Below are 17,857 nucleotides of genomic sequence, written 5' to 3'. Positions count from 1 at the left end.
ATCTGGAATCAGGTAGGTTAACTGGTTTACCGTCGGTTTTTTGAAGCAGGTTTATTGTTATGACGTATCAAAGAAATTCAGGTGTTACAAACCTATTTTGCACAGTGGTTGTGATCGCAACCCTGTCTGGCTGTGCATCGATGAGCAGAGAACGTCCAGTACCTGGAGATCCGTTGTATGCACCTGCAGCACCTCAAGAGCTGATTCCTCCTGCGCCTGTAAACGGATCACTTTATCAAGCAGGCCAGGGATATAGCCTGTATACCGACAAAGTTGCCCACCGAATTGGAGACATTCTGACGGTCCAGCTCCAGGAGCGAACTCAGTCCAGCAAAACCAGTGAAACGTCGCTGTCCAAAGATTCCGGAACCTCTTTTAATGAAGGTTCAATATTGGGTAGTGCGTTGTCGATGAATAACCTGAGTTTAGGTACCGACTTGGAGATGGAGCGGGAATTCACTGGCGAGGCTGAGAGTGATCAGAGTAATAGTTTAACCGGGAGCATCGCGGTAACGGTTGCAGCAGTGCTGCCAAACGGTTTGTTAAGAATCCGGGGCGAAAAGTGGTTAACGTTAAATCAGGGCGATGAATATATTCGATTAACCGGATTGGTTCGACCTGAAGATATCTCGGACAACAACATCGTCCGCTCCGATAAAATTGCCGATGCTCGAATTGCATATGGCGCAACCGGTGAATTTGATGACGCGAACCGGATGGGATGGGGTTCTCGTGTGTTCAACAGCGAATGGTGGCCTTTCTAATGATGACACTTCAATCTAGTAAACGATGCACTTTGGTCTGTGGCTTCTTGATGTTGATGACCTCTTTTTCTGTGGTTGCTGATCGATTGAAGGACATGGCCTCTGTGGCGGGCGTTCGTTCCAATCAGCTCATTGGGTATGGTTTGGTTGTCGGTCTGGATGGGACGGGGGATAAAGCGCCTTTTACCAATCAAACATTTCGAAACTTGATGAATAAGTTCGGGATTACGATTCCGGCGGGTACGGATCCGAGCCTGAAAAATGTAGCTGCAGTTACCGTGAATGCGGATTTACCGGCATTTGCCAAACCCGGTCAAAATATTGACGTAACCGTTTCCTCAATCGGCAACGCAAAAAGCCTCCGGGGTGGTACGTTGTTGATGACACCTTTAAAAGGCGCGGACGGGAAAGTCTATGCCGTATCTCAAGGTAGCCTGCTGGTCGGTGGCTTTGGTGCAGAAGGCGCGGACGGGTCTCGTATCAGCGTGAATATCCCGGTAGTGGGCCGTATACCGAATGGGGCCTCAGTTGAGCGTTCAGCACCCAATGCTTTCCATCAGGGTGACACGTTAACGTTTAACCTGCATCAGCCTGATTTTACGACGGCGCGTCGCGTCACCGAAACGATTAATGACCTGCTGGGGCCACATACTGCAAGCGCTGTTGATGCGACCTCCATTCGCGTCCGTGCGCCCAGAGATGCTTCTTCAAGGGTTGGGTTTCTATCCATTCTGGAAAATCTTCAAGTAGACCCGGGTGAAGGTGCCGCAAAAATTGTTGTGAACTCACGCACCGGTACGATTGTTGTGGGGGCTAACGTCAAAGTACTGCCTGCTGCGGTAACCCACGGTAATCTGGTAGTGACCATCAGTGAAAATGTGGGTGTCAGTCAACCGAATGCATTTGGCGAGGGACAGACTGTGGTCGTTCCCCAGTCTGAAGTCGATGCAGAACAGGAGCCTGCCCGGATGTTCAAATTTGGCCCTGCTGTAACGTTGAATGAGATCGTGCAGGCCGTAAATCGCGTAGGTGCTGCACCCGGCGATATTATGGCCGTGCTGGAAGCGCTGAAACAGGCGGGCGCGTTAAAAGCAGAACTAATCGTTATTTAAAGGTTATCCAAAATGGCATTGCAACAGAATGTTATCGATCAGGTTCATACCTACACCGATTTTTCGGGATTGAACTCGTTGAAGGCGCAGGCCAGAAACGACAAGAATGCTGCTTTGGAGACCGTGAGCAAACAGTTTGAAGCCATGTTTCTGAACATGGTGATGAAAAGCATGCGGGATGCGAACAAGGCGTTTTCGGAAGGGAATTTCATGAACTCCTCGCAGATGGAATTCTACCAACAAATGTTTGACAGCCAACTAACGCAAACGCTGTCAAAAGGTAATGGTATAGGCATCGCTAAAGCATTGTTGACCCAAATGTCAGCACAAATAGAAGGGGTAACCCAGGCTGCGGATGAACCGCGCCATATTGATTATGGTGGAATTCAGTCTTACGCCCGGGAAATGCCTGCCCAAGCCATTCAGATTCTGGAGGCGGTCGTCGAGGTTGATGAGATGGTGAAACGAGATCACCCAGGCTCAGCTTCAAGTCATGACTCGGTTACCGGTCATGAGAGTGCCGAAGAGCAGCTGGATCAAGGTGCCGCTGGCGTCGCTGGAATGGATCGGCTCTTAAGCAATCCGGCGGTACTCGCGGATACAAACACCCGCGACCGGGAAGAAGAGGACACAGAAATCGACGTTGATGGTATCGCTGAGAATGAAACGGAAACGGGTGAACAAGTGCTTGAGTCGATCTTGCCGGACCAGTTTGAGTCTCCGGAACAGTTCGTAGAAGCATTGTACCCGATCGCGAAACAGGTTGAGGCTGAAACCGGGATTGATGCCCGCTTTCTGTTGGCGCAGTCTGCGCTGGAAACCGGGTGGGGCAAGCATATGATTGCCAATCAGGGAGAAACGCCCAGCCATAATATGTTTGGTATTAAGGCAGATAGCCGTTGGCAAGGTGATCGTATTGCGATCACGACGACAGAATACCGGGAAGGTATACCCATGAAGGAGAAGGCATATTTTCGCGCGTATCCTTCATACGATGAAAGTTTTCGGGACTATGCACGCTTTCTCAAAGGAAATGAGCGTTATCAGGAGGCGTTACAGTGGGTTGATGATCCTGCGGCATTCGCCCGGGAACTGCAGGATGCAGGATATGCAACGGATCCGGCATATAGCGACAAAATACAACGGATTTATAACAGCGATTTTGTACAAAGTGCCTTGTTGTCGAGTAATTGATTTAACGTTCCAACTATTGATTTCAAGTTCCAACAATATATTTACAGTACCAACAACTGCGCTCAGTGTAAGCGTATAACAGAGCAGTCCTGATTTGGGCATGTGATATGCCGGATTTGGGGAGAAGATTCGATGTCATTAATTAATATTGGTTTATCAGGTATCAAGGTTAATCAATCCGCGTTGGCTACAACAGGCAATAACGTGGTGAATACCAATACTCCGGGGTATAGCCGACAGCATAATGTCATTGAGTCGAATCCATCCCAGTACATCGGCGTAGGCTATCAGGGCACCGGGGCCAACACGGCCAATATTATTCGAATAAATGATCAGTTCCTGACGAATCAGCTGCGTGCGGATACAACCGTATTTCACGAGCAAGATACCTACCTGAGTCAGATTGAGCAGCTTGATAGTCTCCTGGCGGATGTTACTACCGGGCTTACACCCGCCATGAACAATTTTTTTGCGGCACTTCAAGGTGGCGCGGATGATCCGACGTCGATTCCCGAACGTCAGCTTATTTTGAGCGAAGCTGAAGGCCTGGTTGCGCGTTTTTCATCGTTGTATACCCGTCTGGAGGACCAGCAAACCCTGATTAATCAGGAGATGTCAGCAAATATCTCCGAGATAAACAGTCTCGCTGCGGGTATATCTCAGCTAAACCGTGCCATTACGGTGGCTCTGGGGTCAGGCCAGGATAAGTTTCCTAATGATTTACTGGATCAGCGAGACGAAAAGTTACGAGAACTCGCTGAATTTACCCATGTGACGGTGATCGAGCGCAGTAACAGCCAGGAGGTCGACGTACTTATCGGTAATGGGCAACCGCTGGTTATTGGTGATGTTTATAACAGTCTCCAGCAGGTGCAAAGTGTCAATGACCCCTTGCAAAGTGATATTGCATTCATTGACGACGATTCTATTCAGGTGATCTCCAGTGAAATTACCGGTGGTAAAATCGGTGCCTTGCTTGATTTCAGAGATAATATGTTAAGCCAGGCCTTTAACGGCATTGGTTTAATCGCAGTGGGCCTGGCAGACACGATGAACCACCAGCATGAAGTCGGCATGAATCTCGAAGATCGATTAGGCGGTTTGTTTTTCACTGATGTAAATGATCGGGAAGTGGCTGAAGCCCGGGTCTATGGCGATCCAAACAATGCTGACCCTGATGACCGGGTGTTGTTTGTTGAAATTGAAGATGCCAGCCAGCTTACAACCGATGATTACACCCTCGAATTTAACGGGCCTACCAATAACAGTTATACGTTGATCCGAAATTCCGATGAATCTGTGGTTCAATCCGGGCGTTTGCCGGCGGTCATGCCCAGTACCATTTCGGTGGAAGGGTTTGAGATTACATTGGAGTCCGGCAGTTTTCAGGTCGGTGACAGCTTTCTTATCAGACCCACTCATACCGGTGCCAGAGATTTTGGCATGGTGGTGGACCGTGTTGAGGAATTGGCTTTTGCTTCTGCGATCAGAACGGATGCTGATTTGGGGAATACCGGCAGCGGTGTAATCAGTCAGGGCCAGATGTTGGACGTGAACAGTCCATTGACCAATCAGCCATTATCGACCTTTTCGATGCCCAACGAACTGAGCCCACCGATGATGGTGCGCTTCATCAATGAAAGTTACTACGAGGTGCTGGACGCGACGGATCCTGCGAACCCGGTGCCATTGAATCCACCCATGAACAACCGCCTGTATGTTCCTGGGGTATCCAACGAAGTATTCGCCAATGATCCAGGGCAAACCGCGACGTCCTCCCTCGGGGGGGATATTGCGAACATTGGCGTAGTGGCAGCGCCTACTGTGAATGGTTACAGCGCGCAAACATTGACCGTGACAAACCGTGACCCGGACACCGGGCTGGTTAACACCTCTACAGTAAATATCGCGGCAAATGACAGTGCAAAGGTAATCGCCGACCAGCTCAGTCAAGTGGAGGGTGTCAGCGCAACAGCATACAGCGTGGTGGAAATATCCAATTTTGTTGGCGCGGGAATGGGGTTAAGTATCAATGGTCAGGCGATCACGGTAACGGCACCCGATCCCTACGATCCAGACCATGTGGCTGATGCGATCAACAGTAATCCGAATCTGGCGGGGCAAAATCTCTTGGCGGTCAGTGATGGCAACACCATTACCCTGAGATCGATGACGGGGGATGATATTACTGTCGAGGTCACCGGGGCGGGCAGTGTTGATCTGGATACGCCGGATCCGGCAGGTGCCGGAGCGGTTACCGTTAATGCCGGGAATGGTGCAACCATCGGTGGCTTTGTGGATGTAGAAATGGCCCATGGCGTCTCGTTCGTTGGCAGTAACAGTAATATTTTCCAGGCAAATCCGACGGTACAGCCAACATACAAGGGATTTATGGTGCAAATATCCGGGGAGCCGGAAGCCAATGACTTCTTCATGATCGAATACAACAACGGCGGTATTTCTGACAACCGTAATGCACTTGCGATGGTTCAGCTGGAAAATTCAGGCACCCTGGATGGTGGGGTAAATACCTACAATGAAGAGTACGCACAACTTGTGGAAACCATTGGTACGGTTACCAACCAGAAGAAGATCGATACTGACTCAAGCGAGGTTCTGTTGCGTCAGTCGGAAGACGCATGGTCTGAAGTGTCAGGTGTAAACCTCGATGAGGAGGCGGGTCGGCTGATCCAGTATCAGGCCGCATATAACGCTTCTGCTCAGGTGGTGAGTGTAGCTCAGGAATTGTTCGATACGCTGCTCAATGCAGTGCGTTAAGTGAGGTAATCGGAAATGCGAATTTCGACTCAACAGCTGTTTAACCGGGGTATCAACAATATTCAGGACGTAAACGAACAGCTGCAGAAAACCCAATTACAAATTTCCAGCGGCAAAAGGGTGCAGCGTCCGTCCGATGACCCTGTCGCATCCACTCGAATTTTGCAAATAAATCAAGATCTGGATCTGATTGCACAATACAAACGCAATATTGATCTGGCCGAAAACCGGTTACGGCAGGAAGATCAACTACTGGACGGGATAAACGATGTGGTGATCCGTATTCGGGAGTTAACCATTCAGGCCGGTGACGGTGCTCAGAATGCAGATGATAAATTATATATTGCCGCGGAAGTAAAAGAGCGTCTAGCGCAACTGGCCGGGTTTATGAATTCTCAGGATCCCAGTGGCGAGTTTGTGTTTGCCGGCTTTCAGGGGAATAATGCGCCTTTCGTGCAAAATGAGTCTGGTGCGTACTATTACCAGGGGGATGAAGGGCAGCGCTTTCTGCAGGTTGACACCAGCGTGAAGGTTTCATCAGGGGATAATGGGAAAGCATTGTTTGTCGATATACCTGCTGCTGAAAATACTTTTGCAACCCGTGCCAATCCGCGGAATACCTCTGATCCTGCTGCAGTGATTTCCACAGGGTTGATGATTGACCAAGAATTGTATGACGAATATTATCCCGGTGATATGGTGGTGACCTTCAACACAAATCCAGCATTGGTGACACCTCCGGGACCGAATTTCACGATAACCGATCGGGATAGCGGAAAGGTCATATTTAACCCCCAGCCCTACGTTTCTGGCCAACCGATTCAGGCAAATGGTGTCCAGTTTGAAATTGTAGGTACGCCTGCAGCGGGAGATTCTTTTTTAGTTGAGTCCCGGGAAAAGCAAAGCCTTTTAACCACAACCGAGAAACTGATTTACGGTTTGGAGAATTTTCAGGAAACGGGAGAAGGACGGCAAATTCTGGATGCGTTAATCCAGGACACCCTGGCGAATCTGGATAGCGCGCAAACGGCAATTCTGGAAACACGAGGAAATGTAGGGGCTCGACTCAATACCATTGAAACAACCCGGGAAATGCACCTTGATGTTGAGGTGTTGACTAAGGAGGTTCTGTCTGATCTGCAGGATGTCGACTTTGCTGAAGCGACGAGCAATTTGTCACTACAGTCATTTATTTTAGATGCAGCATACGGTACGTTTACCCGTGTTACCGGCTTGAGCCTGTTTGATCAGCTCTAATATTGCGATTTAGCACACGTATTTCGTCATGAAAATACGTAAACTGCGTTGAATATGCTTATAATAAGCACCAAAGGTGTCGTTTATTTGACGCCTTCGGGGTTTATGGCCTACAACTAACAAAGCATTATGTCACGCTGTCATATTTGAAAACCACGACCTGTCGCGTTATGGGAAAATGGGCTAAAATATGAACAGGGTGTGTGAAATGTAAACAGTTGAGGGCGAAATGAGTATGTCGAGAAGACATACCCGTCGTGACGCTCCAGATCGGGTTGTACGTTCATCCGGCCGATCCAGGTACCGAGCATGGAGTGTTCAGTAGTCGTCAACGCAATTTCGATTGTTTCCCTTCGACAGAGACACTAGGTTGAAAAAACCATTGTTTTTACGCAAAAGCTTTTTCGCAAAAACAATTAATTACCGTCCAATCGCAATAGTAAAACAACGGGCCGAACAATGGGAATCACAGTTTTTAAAGACGGTGAACGCCGTTATTTCAGGGTCACAAAAGCATGGAATGGTAAGGAGCACCAAGTATACGTAAGGATCGGGCGTAGTGAAAAGAAAGCACTCAAGGAAGCACACAAAGTCGAGGCAGATCTTGAATTACGGCGTAAAGCCTATATAGAACGAAAAAAATTATCCGGTGAAGGGTTAATCCATGAAGACGGTCGAATCGTCGGATTACAGTTGCAGACGCGACACCGCGAAGGACGCAAACCCTGTACCGAATTTAAAATCCGCGTCAAAGAGCCAGATAAAAAGGCGATATTTAAATCCGTTTCTGTAAACTCCCATGGATTGGAAGTGGCCTTTGATAAGGCCGTGGAAAAGATTTGTGATATCCGCGATATCGCGCTGGGAAGTGATGTTCATAAAAAACTGCTGGCGTCCAAAGCGATTTATCTGGATGAAGGTGAAAAATTACTGACAGATGCGGACAGCGAGGTAGTATCAACGACTGAAACAGAGCAGAAGAAAGATAAATCCGCTGGCTTTCTTGATCAACTTAAAGATTCCTTACAGGACTTCTTGAAGACAAAAGGGGCATCCAAACCAGCATCTACGCGGAAACGTTAGGTAAGTTGGTGTATTGAATCTGACATAATCCAAAAATGGGCCTTGCATCGGGCAATAAAACTACGCCTGGTGACCCAGGGCCCGATTTCTCTTGCAGTGGAATCCTACTAATTGTTAGCGAATACAGGAGTTGCAGTACGCATGCAGTCGTCTGACTTTGTAACCTTGAATAAAATTGTCCGAAAATTACCGAGCCTGGTGGCGCGCCTGCCGCGTGCAATCCAGGGACTGAGAATCAGTAATAATACTGACCCCATGAAGCCGGTGGGCTTGGGCTTGTGTGTGGAGCAGGCTGCCCAGACAAATCCGGGTGGGATTGCGTTTATTTATCAGGGGCGCCAATATTCTTATGCTGAATTTAATGCCTGGAGTAACCGGATTGCCCATTATTTGTTGAAAAAGGGCGTTCAGAAAGGTGATGTGGTCGCGATACTGCTTGAGAATCGACCCGAACTGTTTGCCTGTGTAACAGCGTGTGCAAAAATTGGTGCTGTGAACGCGCTGATCAACACTTCGCAGCGTGGCAAGGTTCTTGTCCACAGTATTAATCTGGTATCCCCTCGGGCTGCTATCGTCGGCGACGAGTTGTTTGAAGCGTACAAAGAAGTCAAAAAAGATCTCAGTGTCCCGGCTGATGGCCAGTTGTTTATGGCGGACACAGACACCTTGTCTGAACCGGGGCGAAAACCGCGAGGGTTTGAAAATCTGGCCAGCAGTGTTCAGATGCAGCCCTCTAGTAATCCTTACACCACGTATCAGGTGTTTTCAGAAGATCCTTGTTTCTATATTTATACTTCCGGTACCACGGGTCTGCCAAAGGCTGTCGTATTTAATCATGGCCGCTTCATGAAAGCCTACGGTGCTTTCGGATTGAGTGCGCTGCAGTTGGATGCTTCTGACCGAATGTACGTAACGCTGCCGTTTTATCATGCAACCGCAATGGCGGTGTGTTGGGGGAGTGTTCTGGCAGGAAAAGCGACACTGATCATTGCCCGTCGTTTTTCTGCATCCCGATTCTGGGATGAAATCCGGGACAATGGTGCTACTGCATTTGGCTATGTTGGCGAGCTGTGTCGGTACCTTATGGATCAACCGGCGAAACCCAATGATCTGGATAACAAGGTTCGCCTTATGGTGGGTAATGGCTTACGTCCCAGCATCTGGAAGGACTTTAAACAGCGTTTCGGTGTAGACCGGGTAATGGAATTGTATGGCTCAAGCGAGGGCAATATCGGGTTCACCAATTTGCTGAACTTTGATAATACGGTAGGCGTGTCACCGTTCCCGTATGCAATCGTGAAATATGACAAAGAAGCGGAAGCGCCGATCCGGAACAGCAAAGGGTTTATGGTTCGGGCTGATAAAGGTGAAGCGGGTTTGCTCATTGGTGAAATCACCCCGAAAACCCCGTTTCATGGTTATACAGACCCCGAGAAAACCGAGAAGTGTATTTTCAGGGATGTATTTAAAAAAGGTGATGCCTGGTTTAATTCAGGTGACCTGATGCGGGATATTGGTTTCCGTCATGCCCAGTTTGTTGACCGTCTTGGCGATACATTCCGTTGGAAAGGCGAAAATGTGTCAACCACTGAGGTTGAACATATTCTGGATGGTTATGACCGGGTGAGTGAAACGGTTGTTTACGGTGTGGAAATTCCAAACACCAATGGCCGGGCCGGAATGGCTTCAATCCGTCTGGAGTGCGAGCCGGGCCAGTTTGATTTTGAGGGATTGTTTAATTACCTGAAATCGGAACTTCCGCCCTATGCAATTCCAGTATTCTTGCGCATCAGCGAAGGAATGGAAACAACCGGAACGTTCAAGCACAAAAAGGCACCGCTGAAAGAGTCTGCCTACCATCTGGACAAACAGGACAATCCTGTTTACGTATGGTTGCCGCGGGATAATAAATATGTTCAGTTAACGCCTGAAATTGAAGGTAAAATCAACAACGGTGAATACCGCTATTGATTTAAAAAACAATTCTGAGTGGATCTGCGGCTTCAGCGCGATCCACTTCTTTCAAAAGCGCTTGTGCCGCCTCGTGCTCCGGATGATTTTTGAGCACCGCATTTAAATGCTCTCTTGCTTCCCTTAAGTTCCCTGCTTCCGCTGCGATTACCGCCAAGCCGTAGTTACTGGTATTGACCATAACCCGTTTTGGACTGTTGAGCCCCATCTGGAAAATCGGTTTAAGAAACTTCATTTGTTTCGGGTTCTCGCAAATCTGGATCATGATTGCGAGTTGGTTGCTGGTATAAGATGTTGTCGGTGGTTGTTGCAGGCTGCTCAGGATACGCTCCCTCAGCTGTCTGACAGTATCAACGTTATAACGTTGTGGGTAGGCACAAGCCAGTGACATTTGTGCCATGACATAACCGGTCTCAACCGGATTCAGGGACTCTGCGACAGTAAGTGCTTTGAATGACGCATCCGGTTGACCTGCCTGGAAATAAAAATTCGCTACCTTGGCCCACACTCTGGGGGATTGAGGGTTAACCTCGACCCAGTGGTCTATCAGTTTCTCTTCGCTACTCCAGTAGCTCACCCTTTCAAGCGTAAGTAACGCCGGGATCAAAATCACACTGCAGAGGATCAAGCCCTTTAGTAGCGGTCTTAAAGCCGCTTGTTCAATGGTCGGGACGAGTGCGGCAATGAGGCTGAAAAGTGGGCCTACATAGGGCAAATAGTTTCGATGTTCAAACACGAGTTCCAACGGAATCGTCGTAGATTCCATCGAGTGGGCAACGAGATACCAGAGAATGCCGAAAGACAGCAGGGGCAATCGATTGAGCCACAAACACAGCAGTGCGATACCGAGAAGTGTTATCCATCCAGCCACACTGATTAACGTTGTTACAGGGGCAAAAAGACTTTGACTGACCGGGTAGTTGTCGTGGAGAAAATGTAAATTAGCCGGTATGGGATAGATAAACCAGTAGAGATATTCCCAAAGCACGCGCGCCTCAGTGAGCAAGCGTTGATCCAGGGTAAACTCCCGTACCTGCGAAAGGTTCGGGTTCCCTTTAAAATAGAAATAAATCAACATCGAGAGCCAAGACAGTATCAGCATTGCCGCAGCCAGCCGATAACTTAACAAAATGCCTCGATTACATGCCGGATGGAACTTGAAGCGGAAAAAGCATGCTTCGATTACCAGGCAAAGTAGCAATGTGAGAATGCCGTTCTGTTTTGACAAGAACGCTAGAGCAGTGAAAAACAGTACTGAACAGAAACCCGCGATTATCGTTAAACTCGAGACTTCGGATATAGAGGAGCGACTGAGCGTTTTACGGGTAATAACAAATAGAGAAAGCGCAACAAGGGAGAACAGGGTGCTCAGTTGCGTCATGCGCTGTACATTGTATAAAACGGTACTGACCATTAAGGGATGTAATAGCCAGATCACTGTCACCAGGAGTGGAATCCACTCGATTGCTCCGGTTTCCGACCCTTGACATTGTTCTGAGGGTGTATGACTACCTGTTGATCGCAAAACGGCCATCAGAATTTTAGTGAGAAAAAATACGGCGATCCCACAGAGCAGGTGTATGATAATGTTTGCGGTTTTAAAGGCGCTCTTCGGGTCGTCCGAAAAATAAAACTGCAAGGCAAACGAAAGGTAACTTATTGGGCGATTTAACAGCGGACTGTAGTCATGATAGGGGCCCGGAATTGAAGTTGCGGCACCATATAATGATTCGATGCCGAGATCTTGTATGTGGAGCTTGTCGTTAATGACCAGATTAACGTGGTCATCTAGCAGGCTCGGCCCCTGGATTCCGGGTATGTAGATGATCGCGGTCAGAAAAAGCGCGATCACGAGTAGCCACTGGGTTTTACTTATGCTGTCAACGTTATTAAAAGTATGTATTGTCATAGCACTAGACTATAGACAGCAGGCTGTAACTTGTCATGGCTACCGATAAATATGCAGGTAATAGAGTGAGTCTTCCGCATCGCGCTCGATGGAAATCTGGTTGCGTTCAGCCCCCGCATTCTGAGCGATAGAGAGCAATTGATCCTGGGAGCGGTGAGCGGCATGCCAGCCAAAAACAGACATCATGGCCCGGCTCGGATTGGTTTCAGCGAAACAGCTAATCAGTATTTCACCCCCTGGAGAGCATCGATTAATCAGCCTTTTTAACTCTTTGCTGCAGGTTAAATCATCCCCTTGATCGAACAAAGACGTAGACCAGATAAAGCTGTAATTTTCACCTGAACGAATTCTGTGGACGTGTGAGCGGGAAAATGTCAGTCGGTCAGAAAGGTGAGAACAGCGGTTCTTCGCCCGAAGTAGCGCGTTTCTGTTTCGCTCTGTGCATTCAATGAGCAACAAGTTATCTGGATTATGGCGCAGGAAGGCGTATAACTCTGGTGTAGTCCCACAAGCGTAAGCCAAGGCTTTTTCAAATGGTGTCGTACGTGATTTCCGTTCCAGCTGAGCTTTTAAAAAGCCGGTTCGATTGCGAAGTGAACGAACGACAGGCTGGGAGAAAAAGTAACTGTCCCAACGATTGTTTTCGAGATCATCGAAGGCCTTGTGTCCACAAACTCGATCGACAATATCAATATTGCGTTGGTGCTGATTACTTTTTTCTCTTAACAGTTTATGGATTGTGGTGTCGAGTTCAGACGTACCAAACGCATCACGAATAAGGTCATCCACATGGCTATAATTTTCACGACTTTTCAGCTCGAACAAATTCTGAGTGGCAGCATCCAATGCAGGATAATCAACCTGTTCGGGGCCGCCTTTTTCGGCCAGGGTGCCGACATATGCCAGCTCGGTATACATTATGTTTTCCTCTCTACTACTCTAACGCAAGAAAACGGTTTTTCTGTGAGCATCATTCTCAAGCTGGAGCGTAATCCCGTCCATTAAATGCATGCATTTCAAGCCGCTTTAAGCCTTTGTTTTTCCATGAGATCAATTACCTATGAAAAAATTAGGTAATACAATCAAATTTCGGAAAAAGCCGTCTTTTGTTATACTAAAGTCTTATAGAGAGTGGGGTGGGCAAGCTGAAATGCAGCCAATACTGTCGTTGATCCCCTCTGCAGTCGATGTTTTTTTCCCGTGTGAAGTTGTATCCAGTTTGTCGATTTACCTGGATTTGCAAAATATCTTCTATCTCTTATTCCACAGGTCTTCTACGGTAATGATATTGATTTGGGTGTCTTTAACGGCTTGCAGAGCACAGCGCAGGATAGTGCTTTCCTGAATCAGGTCGTTCGTGTTACTCGTACTGGTTGAACAGGCCTGGATCTCCGCCGGAGGCATTGATATTGACCGATTCCGCGATTTCATTAACAAAGTGCAGAAGATAATGTGGTCCTCCAGCCTTCGTCCCCGTACCTGATTTACCGAACCCGCCGAAAGGTTGGCTGCCAACTACAGCGCCAACAATATTGCGATTTACATAGATGTTACCCGCGTTAATTTGCTCGATAACACTTCGTATCCGACTTTTTATCCGGCTGTGAATGCCGAACGTTAAACTGAACCCCTTTTTATTCAGCGTTGCGATGGTTGGCTCCGGTTTGGATTCATCATAGGGTACGAGATGCAGCACGGGTCCAAATACCTCTTTGTGAATTTCTTTCAGGTCAGGGCACATCATCAGCGTTGGCGCGATATAGTGGCCGTTGGGGGAATGCTTTTGAAGTTCAACCTGATGTACGTTATAAGTGGACATTTCATGGCGGATATAGCGTTGTATCGAGGTAAAGGCGTCGCGATCGATCACGGGGCCAATGTCGGTCTCCGTGAGTAACGGTGAATCAACCCTGAGGGTATCCATCGCCCGGATTAACGTTGTTTCATAGAGTTTGAGTTGTTGTTGTGGTACGAGCAGAATGCGCAGCGCAGAACAGCGTTGTCCTGCGCAGTTGAACGCGGAATGCAGCGTATCCTGTATGACTTGTTCCGGAAGGGCGCTGCTGTCTACCATCATGGCATTCAAACCGCCCGTTTCGGCGATCAGTGGCACCAGGCTGTCACGGCGGGTAGCAAGCGCAATATTAATTTCCCGTGCGACGTCAAAGCTGCCGGTAAATGCGACACCTGAAATCTGTGGAGAGGGGATCACCGTATCAAATATAGTGTTTCCCGGTGCGAGAACGAGCTGAACCCAGTGATCCGGCAAGCCAGCCCCCTGAAGGATTTTGATGATTCTGTGGGCCAGAAAAACCGCGTTGCTTGCCGGTTTTGCAATAACTGCATTACCAGAAACTAGCGCCGCGATGATTTGGCCGATAAATATGGCGATTGGAAAATTCCAGGGACTGATACATAACACAACGCCTTTACCCCGAAAGCCGAGTTTGTTTTGTTCTCCTGCGGTATGTGGAAGGGGGTGGGTGACCAGTACATTTGCTGCGCTTTGACCATAGTAGTAGCAAAAGTCGATTGCTTCACGGATTTCATTTAAACTGTCGAATATACATTTACCGGTTTCCAGCGCAGCAAGATGGCTAAGCTCTTCTCGGTGCTGGTGCAGTGCTTCAGCAAAAACGGACAATAAATTACACCGGGTAGACAGTTTGCTGCTGCGTATATCCTCATAGGCATTATGTGCATTTGACAGGGCTGTTTCGACAATCTCGACGTCGGCAGTCCCACATGTCCCAAGCTTGAGTGATGAGTCTATCGGACTGTATTTAACGTGCGAAGATGGCCCGTGGCAATCTTCCCCATTCAGGATGGAGGTTGCCATAAGCCCCGGTCGCTGGAAGGTTGTGGCATGGTGTGCGGTTTGATTCAGTGCTTCATAGGCCTGGTTCAGTGTCGCGAGACAGCTCAGGTTAACACCCGGAGAATTTTTCCTGTACGGTTTGTACAGATCAGCGGGGTTGTCTAAAACCTTTTTTGGCTGCGCGAGAACTAATGGGTGCCGTACCGTTACCGGGGAGCTGGAACTGGTCTGGGAATTTATCGTGCCGCGATGAAAAGCCCCTAGAATTGAAGAGTTGACACCATTCTCCAGTAGCCGACGCACTAAATAGGGCAGTAGCTCACGATAGCGACCGACGGGTGTATAGGCCCTGACAGTATAGGGGGTTTCTGTTTTGAGGTATTGCATAAACAGATCACCCATGCCGTACAATTTCTGAAATTCAAAACGGCGACTTGTCGGCATTTGCTCGGGTATTGCCTGGCTATACTCCAGAACCGCAGCGATTGAAACCGGATTGTGAGTCGCGAATTGAGGGTAAATGAGATCATGGTGCGCTAACAGTTTTTTCGCGCAGAGCAGATAGTTTAAATCGGTATTGCGCTTATTAATGAAAACCGGGTAGTGCGCCAAGCCATTCTGTTGTGCTGACTTTATTTCGGTATCCCAATAAGCGCCTTTGACCAGGCGAATATGGAGCGTACGACCGAATTTTTCAGCACTTCGAATCAGGTAGTCGATCGCAGGTATCGCTCTTTTTTGATACGCCTGGATCGCAATACCCATCTCATAATTGGATTTGAACGGAATGTCACCCATGAGTTGACTCATGAGCAACAGTTGCATCTCCAAACGGTGAGATTCTTCTGCATCAAGCGTAATGGGGATCTCCGCTTCACTGGCTTTTTCGCACAGTGCACGTAATCGTGGATAGAGGCGTTTATGGCACTCGGGCCAGTGTCTAATTTCATATCGGGGGTCGAGCGCGCTAAGCTTTATGGAAATTCCAGGTATTGCTGTGAATGATGTATTTTTGGTTTCGCGCAGGACATCGATTGCATGCAAGTAAGACTCAAAGTATCGATCAGCATCCGCAAAGGTTAATGCGGCTTCGCCCAGCATATCGAAGGATTGACTGTACCCGAGTTCGATTGCATTCTGGCTCTTTTCGACTGCATTTTCGATGGTATCTGCGCAAACAAAATGATCACCAAGCTTTTCAATACATTTCCGGACTGCGCTGACGAGAACCGGAGCGCCAAATTTATGAACCAGACCATCAATAAATGAACTGAGGCGGGATATTTTTTCCAGCGAATTCAGCGTTTCACTGCCCAGCAGAAACGCAAAAGTTGACGAATTGACAAAGGTTGAGGGTGAGCGACCAATATGCTTTTCCCATTGCCCTCTCAGCAGGGCATCTTCCAGTGCGAGAAAGGCGGTGTCGGTATTGTCAATGCGCAGGAAACACTCGGCCAGCCCCATCAGAATGATACCTTCTTGTGTATCGAGCGAATATTCACTGATCCAGGCTTCAAACAAATTGGACACCGGTGGATGAATCGCGTTTCGAGCTTCTTGCCGGGATGATGCTGAATGGATAATTGATCGAGCCCGTTTCTCAATGTGGTTGATGGTTTCTTCAGAGTCGATTAATTCAAATGGATACCGGGAGGCGACGGCATTGGGGGTCGAATACTGGAAATCCCCACGAATCGTATTGAAGTATTCGTTATCCGGCATAAGAAAATAGCGCGTAAGTCGGTCGCAGGGTGGGGTACTGTTGAAGCAGTTTGTTGTATGCAACGGGCTATGTGAAGTTCCCGTATGTCGAGAATCCGTGTATTGAGGATCTAAGCGTTGAGAATTCGAAAGTTGGTGCAAATCTGGCCTAGGATTCTGAGTCATGGGATTGCTCCACAAGATTGAATCGACGAGACAGGCGAGGATCAAACACCTGGCTGCCACACCAGAAGCCTCTGTGCTTGTCAGAGACTTCCCGGTGGGGTTTGCCGACTGAGATGCCCCGGCCAACCCTTACTAAGCATATACTCTTTTAGAGAGACTTGCTATTTTTAAACCGAATCAGAATGCTTAAGCCTCCGAGAGGTCTGCCATCGCGGTTATATTGAAGCCACCGTCTACGTACATGATCTCGCCCGTCACGCCACTTGCGAGATCAGAGCAAAGAAACGCCGCGCTGTTGCCAACTTCTTCGATGGTTACATTCCGGCGTAATGGCGTTCGCTTTTCATTTTCTGCCAGCATTTTCCGAAAGCTTTTGATGCCAGATGCTGCCAGGGTTCTAATTGGCCCGGCGGATATGGCATTTACCCGCGTGCCTTCCGGGCCCAGGCTGTTTGCCAGGTAACGAACGTTGGCTTCCAGGCTGGCTTTGGCAACCCCCATTACATTGTAGTTCGGTAGTGTGCGTTGGGCACCTAAATAAGACAGTGTCAGCAGACTGCCCTGGCGTCCCCGCATAAGTTCTCGTGCACCCTTTGCGAGTGCCACAAAACTGTAGGAGCTGATATCGTGGGCAATTCTGAAACCTTCTCTGGATGTGATATCCACGTAGTTGCCATCCAGTTCTTCAGCCGGTGCAAAGCCAACGGAGTGAACGAGAATATCGATACCATCCCACTTTTCTGCCAATGCGGAAAACATGGCTTCAATTTCCGTATCCTGACTGACATCGCAGGGGAACACCAGGTCACTGTTGTATTCTTGGGCGAAGCCTTCGACGCGTTTTTGCAGTTTTTCATTCTGATAGGTCAGGGCAATTTCAGCGCCTTCCCGATAGAAGGCGTCCGCGATACCTTTAGCGATAGAGAGCTTGCTTGCGACACCAACAACCAGTGCTTTTTTTCCAGCTAAAAATCCCATAAGTTATTTTAATCCTGTAATTTCGATAAAGTGGGTGCTTGCAACATTAAGGTTTGTTGACGTTTCATATTAACGGACTCAAGTACCCTTGTTTTGACAAAAAGTG

General features: G+C 48.3%; 11 protein-coding genes. 7 read left to right on the top strand and 4 right to left on the bottom strand.

Annotated features, from left to right (window positions below):
• Positions 1-59: 59 nt before the first annotated feature.
• The 7 genes from flgH to OLMES_RS15060 all read left to right on the top strand — a co-directional run bounded on the left by flgH (position 60) and on the right by OLMES_RS15060 (position 10,159).
• Entirely contained in the window at positions 60-764 is a 705-nt protein-coding gene (flgH, locus tag OLMES_RS15090; RefSeq protein WP_087462025.1) for a flagellar basal body L-ring protein FlgH, read from the top strand.
• On the top strand, positions 764-1,876 hold the full coding sequence (locus OLMES_RS15085; protein ID WP_408635097.1) for a flagellar basal body P-ring protein FlgI: 1,113 nt from the start codon (positions 764-766) through the stop codon (positions 1,874-1,876). The genes flgH and OLMES_RS15085 overlap by 1 nt, the downstream gene beginning before the upstream one ends.
• A gap of 12 nt (positions 1,877-1,888) precedes the next feature.
• Positions 1,889-3,070, top strand: coding sequence for a flagellar assembly peptidoglycan hydrolase FlgJ (gene flgJ / locus OLMES_RS15080; protein ID WP_087462024.1), 1,182 nt, complete (start codon positions 1,889-1,891; stop codon positions 3,068-3,070).
• Positions 3,071-3,202: 132 nt separating this feature from the next.
• On the top strand, positions 3,203-5,848 hold the full coding sequence (flgK, locus tag OLMES_RS15075; RefSeq protein WP_087462023.1) for a flagellar hook-associated protein FlgK: 2,646 nt from the start codon (positions 3,203-3,205) through the stop codon (positions 5,846-5,848).
• A 15-nt stretch (positions 5,849-5,863) separates the two neighbouring features.
• A complete protein-coding gene (flgL, locus tag OLMES_RS15070; RefSeq protein ID WP_087462022.1) occupies positions 5,864-7,105 on the top strand; it encodes a flagellar hook-associated protein FlgL in 1,242 nt (413 codons plus the stop codon).
• Positions 7,106-7,564: 459 nt separating this feature from the next.
• Positions 7,565-8,188, top strand: a complete 624-nt coding sequence (locus tag OLMES_RS15065) for a hypothetical protein (RefSeq protein ID WP_087462021.1) — start codon at positions 7,565-7,567, stop codon at positions 8,186-8,188.
• A gap of 141 nt (positions 8,189-8,329) precedes the next feature.
• Positions 8,330-10,159 carry a long-chain-acyl-CoA synthetase gene (locus OLMES_RS15060; protein ID WP_087462020.1) on the top strand — a complete coding sequence of 610 codons (1,830 nt, stop codon included), beginning with the start codon at positions 8,330-8,332 and terminating at the stop codon, positions 10,157-10,159.
• A 1-nt stretch (position 10,160) separates the two neighbouring features.
• Here the strand turns inward: OLMES_RS15060 and OLMES_RS15055 are convergent, their stop codons facing one another.
• From OLMES_RS15055 to OLMES_RS15040, 4 genes are all read right to left on the bottom strand, one after another.
• The gene (locus OLMES_RS15055) at positions 10,161-12,068 is read right to left on the bottom strand and encodes a tetratricopeptide repeat protein (protein WP_157678327.1); all 1,908 of its coding nucleotides are present in this window, start codon (positions 12,066-12,068) and stop codon (positions 10,161-10,163) included.
• Between the two features lie 39 nt (positions 12,069-12,107).
• A complete protein-coding gene (locus OLMES_RS15050; RefSeq protein ID WP_087462018.1) occupies positions 12,108-12,986 on the bottom strand; it encodes a hypothetical protein in 879 nt (292 codons plus the stop codon).
• A gap of 442 nt (positions 12,987-13,428) precedes the next feature.
• A complete protein-coding gene (putA, locus tag OLMES_RS15045; RefSeq protein WP_157678326.1) occupies positions 13,429-16,608 on the bottom strand; it encodes a bifunctional proline dehydrogenase/L-glutamate gamma-semialdehyde dehydrogenase PutA in 3,180 nt (1,059 codons plus the stop codon).
• A gap of 351 nt (positions 16,609-16,959) precedes the next feature.
• Complete coding sequence (locus OLMES_RS15040) at positions 16,960-17,751, bottom strand: enoyl-ACP reductase FabI (protein ID WP_087462016.1); 792 nt, start codon at positions 17,749-17,751, stop codon at positions 16,960-16,962.
• Positions 17,752-17,857: the final 106 nt, after the last annotated feature.

Origin of the sequence: Oleiphilus messinensis, from assembly GCF_002162375.1 — a bacterium.
GTDB classification, from domain to species: Bacteria; Pseudomonadota; Gammaproteobacteria; order Pseudomonadales; family Oleiphilaceae; genus Oleiphilus; species Oleiphilus messinensis.
Note: the sequence above shows the minus strand (reverse complement) of the source record. Positions and strands in the feature narration are given on the sequence as shown.

Excerpts from the sequence above, each read along its gene's own strand:
- OLMES_RS15060 (WP_087462020.1), top strand. The coding sequence starts at position 8,330 with ATGCAGTCGTCTGACTTTGTAACCTTGAATAAAATTGTCCGAAAATTA.
- flgL (WP_087462022.1), top strand. The coding sequence starts at position 5,864 with ATGCGAATTTCGACTCAACAGCTGTTTAACCGGGGTATCAACAATATT.
- flgH (WP_087462025.1), top strand. The coding sequence starts at position 60 with ATGACGTATCAAAGAAATTCAGGTGTTACAAACCTATTTTGCACAGTG.
- OLMES_RS15050 (WP_087462018.1), bottom strand. The coding sequence starts at position 12,986 with ATGTATACCGAGCTGGCATATGTCGGCACCCTGGCCGAAAAAGGCGGC.
- OLMES_RS15085 (WP_408635097.1), top strand. The coding sequence starts at position 764 with ATGATGACACTTCAATCTAGTAAACGATGCACTTTGGTCTGTGGCTTC.
- flgJ (WP_087462024.1), top strand. The coding sequence starts at position 1,889 with ATGGCATTGCAACAGAATGTTATCGATCAGGTTCATACCTACACCGAT.
- flgK (WP_087462023.1), top strand. The coding sequence starts at position 3,203 with ATGTCATTAATTAATATTGGTTTATCAGGTATCAAGGTTAATCAATCC.
- OLMES_RS15065 (WP_087462021.1), top strand. The coding sequence starts at position 7,565 with ATGGGAATCACAGTTTTTAAAGACGGTGAACGCCGTTATTTCAGGGTC.
- putA (WP_157678326.1), bottom strand. The coding sequence starts at position 16,608 with ATGCCGGATAACGAATACTTCAATACGATTCGTGGGGATTTCCAGTAT.
- OLMES_RS15055 (WP_157678327.1), bottom strand. The coding sequence starts at position 12,068 with ATGACAATACATACTTTTAATAACGTTGACAGCATAAGTAAAACCCAG.
- OLMES_RS15040 (WP_087462016.1), bottom strand. The coding sequence starts at position 17,751 with ATGGGATTTTTAGCTGGAAAAAAAGCACTGGTTGTTGGTGTCGCAAGC.